Origin of the sequence: Mammaliicoccus vitulinus, assembly GCF_029024305.1 — a bacterium.
GTDB classification, from domain to species: Bacteria; Bacillota; Bacilli; order Staphylococcales; family Staphylococcaceae; genus Mammaliicoccus; species Mammaliicoccus vitulinus.
On sequence record NZ_CP118975.1, the window covers coordinates 1 to 4,440 of the forward strand.

Annotated in this window: 3 protein-coding genes; all 3 read left to right on the plus strand. The window is 30.1% G+C overall.

Annotated elements, in window-relative coordinates; all coding sequences use genetic code 11:
• The first annotated feature begins 341 nt into the window (after positions 1-341).
• Positions 342-1,286 (plus strand): replication initiation factor domain-containing protein, encoded by a 945-nt coding sequence (locus PYW35_RS13250; RefSeq protein WP_000277654.1) that lies wholly within the window; start codon positions 342-344, stop codon positions 1,284-1,286.
• A gap of 161 nt (positions 1,287-1,447) precedes the next feature.
• Positions 1,448-2,827 (plus strand): tetracycline efflux MFS transporter Tet(K), encoded by a 1,380-nt coding sequence (gene tet(K) / locus PYW35_RS13255; RefSeq protein WP_000492283.1) that lies wholly within the window; start codon positions 1,448-1,450, stop codon positions 2,825-2,827.
• A 186-nt stretch (positions 2,828-3,013) separates the two neighbouring features.
• Positions 3,014-4,255 carry a MobV family relaxase gene (gene mobV / locus PYW35_RS13260; RefSeq protein ID WP_046463274.1) on the plus strand — a complete coding sequence of 414 codons (1,242 nt, stop codon included), beginning with the start codon at positions 3,014-3,016 and terminating at the stop codon, positions 4,253-4,255.
• The last annotated feature ends 185 nt before the right edge of the window (positions 4,256-4,440 follow it).

Here is a 4,440-nt window from a genome sequence, read left to right on the forward strand (position 1 = left end):
ATGAAATTCAGAGAAGCCTTTGAGAATTTTATAACAAGTAAGTATGTACTTGGTGTTTTAGTAGTTTTAACTGTTTACCAGATAATACAAATGCTTAAATAAAAAAAGACTTGATCTGATTAGACCAAGTCTTTTGATAGTGTTATATTAATAACAAAATAAAAAGGAGTCGCTCACGCCCTGACCAAAGTTTGTGAACGACATCATTCAAAGAAAAAAACACTGAGTTGTTTTTATAATCTTGTATATTTAGATATTAAACGATATTTAAATATACATCAAGATATATATTTGGGTGAGCGATTCCTTAAACGAAATTGAGATTAAGGAGTCGATTTTTTATGTATAAAAACAATCATGCAAATCATTCAAATCATTTGGAAAATCACGATTTAGACAATTTTTCTAAAACCGGCTACTCTAATAGCCGGTTGGACGCACATACTGTGTGCATATCTGATCCAAAATTAAGTTTTGATGCAATGACGATCGTTGGAAATCTCAACCGAGACAACGCTCAAGCCCTTTCTAAATTTATGAGTGTAGAGCCCCAAATAAGACTTTGGGATATTCTTCAAACAAAGTTTAAAGCTAAAGCACTTCAAGAAAAAGTTTATATTGAATATGACAAAGTGAAAGCAGATAGTTGGGATAGACGTAATATGCGTATTGAATTTAATCCAAACAAACTTACACGAGATGAAATGATTTGGTTAAAACAAAATATAATAAGCTACATGGAAGATGACGGTTTTACAAGATTAGATTTAGCCTTTGATTTTGAAGATGATTTGAGTGACTACTATGCAATGTCTGATAAAGCAGTTAAGAAAACTATTTTTTATGGTCGTAATGGTAAGCCAGAAACAAAATATTTTGGCGTGAGAGATAGTAATAGATTTATTAGAATTTATAATAAAAAGCAAGAACGTAAAGATAATGCAGATGCTGAAGTTATGTCTGAACATTTATGGCGTGTAGAAATCGAACTTAAAAGAGATATGGTGGATTACTGGAATGATTGCTTTAGTGATTTACATATCTTGCAACCAGATTGGAAAACTATCCAACGCACTGCGGATAGAGCAATAGTTTTTATGTTATTGAGTGATGAAGAAGAATGGGGAAAGCTTCACAGAAATTCTAGAACAAAATATAAGAATTTGATAAAAGAAATTTCGCCAGTCGATTTAACGGACTTAATGAAATCGACTTTAAAAGCGAACGAAAAACAATTGCAAAAACAAATCGATTTTTGGCAACATGAATTTAAATTTTGGAAATAGTGTACATATTAACATTACTGAACAAAAATGATATATTTAAACTATTCTAATTTAGGAGGATTTTTTTATGAAGTGTCTATTTAAAAATTTGGGGAATTTATATGAGGTGAAAGAATAATTTACCCCTATAAACTTTAGTCACCTCAAGTAAAGAGGTAAAATTGTTTAGTTTATATAAAAAATTTAAAGGTTTGTTTTATAGCGTTTTATTTTGGCTTTGTATTCTTTCATTTTTTAGTGTATTAAATGAAATGGTTTTAAATGTTTCTTTACCTGATATTGCAAATCATTTTAATACTACTCCTGGAATTACAAACTGGGTAAACACTGCATATATGTTAACTTTTTCGATAGGAACAGCAGTATATGGAAAATTATCTGATTATATAAATATAAAAAAATTGTTAATTATTGGTATTAGTTTGAGCTGTCTTGGTTCATTGATTGCTTTTATTGGTCACAATCACTTTTTTATTTTGATTTTTGGTAGGTTAGTACAAGGAGTAGGATCTGCTGCATTCCCTTCACTGATTATGGTGGTTGTAGCTAGAAATATTACAAGAAAAAAACAAGGCAAAGCCTTTGGTTTTATAGGATCAATTGTAGCTTTAGGTGAAGGGTTAGGTCCTTCAATAGGGGGAATAATAGCACATTATATTCATTGGTCTTACCTACTTATACTTCCTATGATTACAATAGTAACTATACCTTTTCTTATTAAAGTAATGGTACCTGGTAAATCAACAAAAAATACATTAGATATCGTAGGTATTGTTTTAATGTCTATAAGTATTATATGTTTTATGTTATTTACGACAAATTATAATTGGACTTTTTTAATACTCTTCACAATCTTTTTTGTGATTTTTATTAAACATATTTCAAGAGTTTCTAACCCTTTTATTAATCCTAAACTAGGGAAAAACATTCCGTTTATGCTTGGTTTGTTTTCTGGTGGGCTAATATTTTCTATAGTAGCTGGTTTTATATCAATGGTGCCTTATATGATGAAAACTATTTATCATGTAAATGTAGCGACAATAGGTAATAGTGTTATTTTTCCTGGAACCATGAGTGTTATTGTTTTTGGTTATTTTGGTGGTTTTTTAGTGGATAGAAAAGGATCATTATTTGTTTTTATTTTAGGATCATTGTCTATCTCTATAAGTTTTTTAACTATTGCATTTTTTGTTGAGTTTAGTATGTGGTTGACTACTTTTATGTTTATATTTGTTATGGGCGGATTATCTTTTACTAAAACAGTTATATCAAAAATAGTATCAAGTAGTCTTTCTGAAGAAGAAGTTGCTTCTGGAATGAGTTTGCTAAATTTCACAAGTTTTTTATCAGAGGGAACAGGTATAGCAATTGTAGGAGGTTTATTGTCACTACAATTGATTAATCGTAAACTAGTTCTGGAATTTATAAATTATTCTTCTGGAGTGTATAGTAATATTCTTGTAGCCATGGCTATCCTTATTATTTTATGTTGTCTTTTGACGATTATTGTATTTAAACGTTCTGAAAAGCAGTTTGAATAGTTATATTATATTTTGGTTTAGAACTATGAGTGGCTAGCATTTTGCCACTCATTTTTTGCGTTAGCAAAAACAGGTTTAAGCCTCGCAGAGCACACGTATTAACGACTTATTGTAAAATAAGTCTAGTGTGTTAGACTTAAAGTATTAAATACCTATAAAACCTTAGTGCTGAGGAGTGATTTTTATATGTCGTATTCTATTATTAGAGTTTCAAAAGTTAAAACTGGAACAAATACAACGGGCATACAAAAACATGTTCAAAGAGAAAATAATAATTATGAAAATGAAGATATAGACCATAGTAAAACTTACTTAAATTATGATTTGGTAAATGCTAATAAACAGAATTTTAATAACTTGATTGATGAAAAAATCGAACAGAATTATACAGGCAAAAGAAAAATTAGAACAGACGCGATTAAACACATTGATGGTTTAATTACATCAGACAATGATTTCTTTGATAATCAAACGCCAGAAGATACAAAGCAGTTTTTTGAATATGCTAAAGAGTTTTTAGAACAAGAATACGGTAAAGATAATTTATTATATGCAACAGTTCACATGGACGAAAAAACACCACATATGCATTATGGCGTTGTTCCAATAACTGATGATGGTCGTTTAAGTGCTAAAGAAGTTGTAGGTAATAAAAAAGCTTTAACAGCGTTTCAAGATAGATTTAATGAGCATGTTAAACAACGAGGATATGATTTAGAACGTGGGCAATCAAGACAAGTAACAAATGCTAAACATGAGCAAATAAGTCAGTATAAACAAAAAACAGAATATCATAAGCAAGAATATGAACGTGAGAGCCAAAAAACAGACCATATAAAGCAAAAGAACGATAAATTAATGCAAGAGTACCAAAAATCGTTAAATACGCTTAAAAAGCCTATAAATGTTCCGTATGAGCAAGAAACTGAAAAAGTAGGTGGTTTATTTAGCAAAGAAATACAAGAAACTGGAAATGTTGTAATAAGCCAAAAAGATTTCAATGAATTTCAGAAACAGATAAAAGCTGCTCAAGATATTTCGGAAGATTACGAGTATATAAAGTCTGGTAGAGCCTTAGATGATAAAGATAAGGAAATACGAGAGAAAGATGATTTATTAAATAAAGCAGTTGAGCGTATTGAAAACGCAGACGATAATTTTAACCAACTTTACGAAAATGCAAAGCCACTTAAAGAGAATATAGAAATAGCGTTAAAGCTTTTAAAAATCTTACTAAAAGAGTTAGAACGAGTTTTAGGAAGAAATACCTTTGCGGAAAGAGTTAATAAGTTAACAGAAGATGAACCAAAACTAAATGGTTTAGCAGGAAACTTAGATAAAAAAATGAATCCAGAATTATATTCAGAACAGGAACAGCAACAAGAACAACAAAAGAATCAAAAACGAGATAGAGGTATGCACTTATAGAACATGCATTTATGCCGAGAAAACTTATTGGTTGGAATGGGCTATGTGTTAGCTAACTTGTTAGCGAGTTGGTTGGACTTGAATTGGGATTAATCCCAAGAAAGTACCAACTCAACAACACATAAAGCCCTGTAGGTTCCGACCAATAAGGAAATTGGAATAAAGCAATAAAAGGAGTTGAAGAA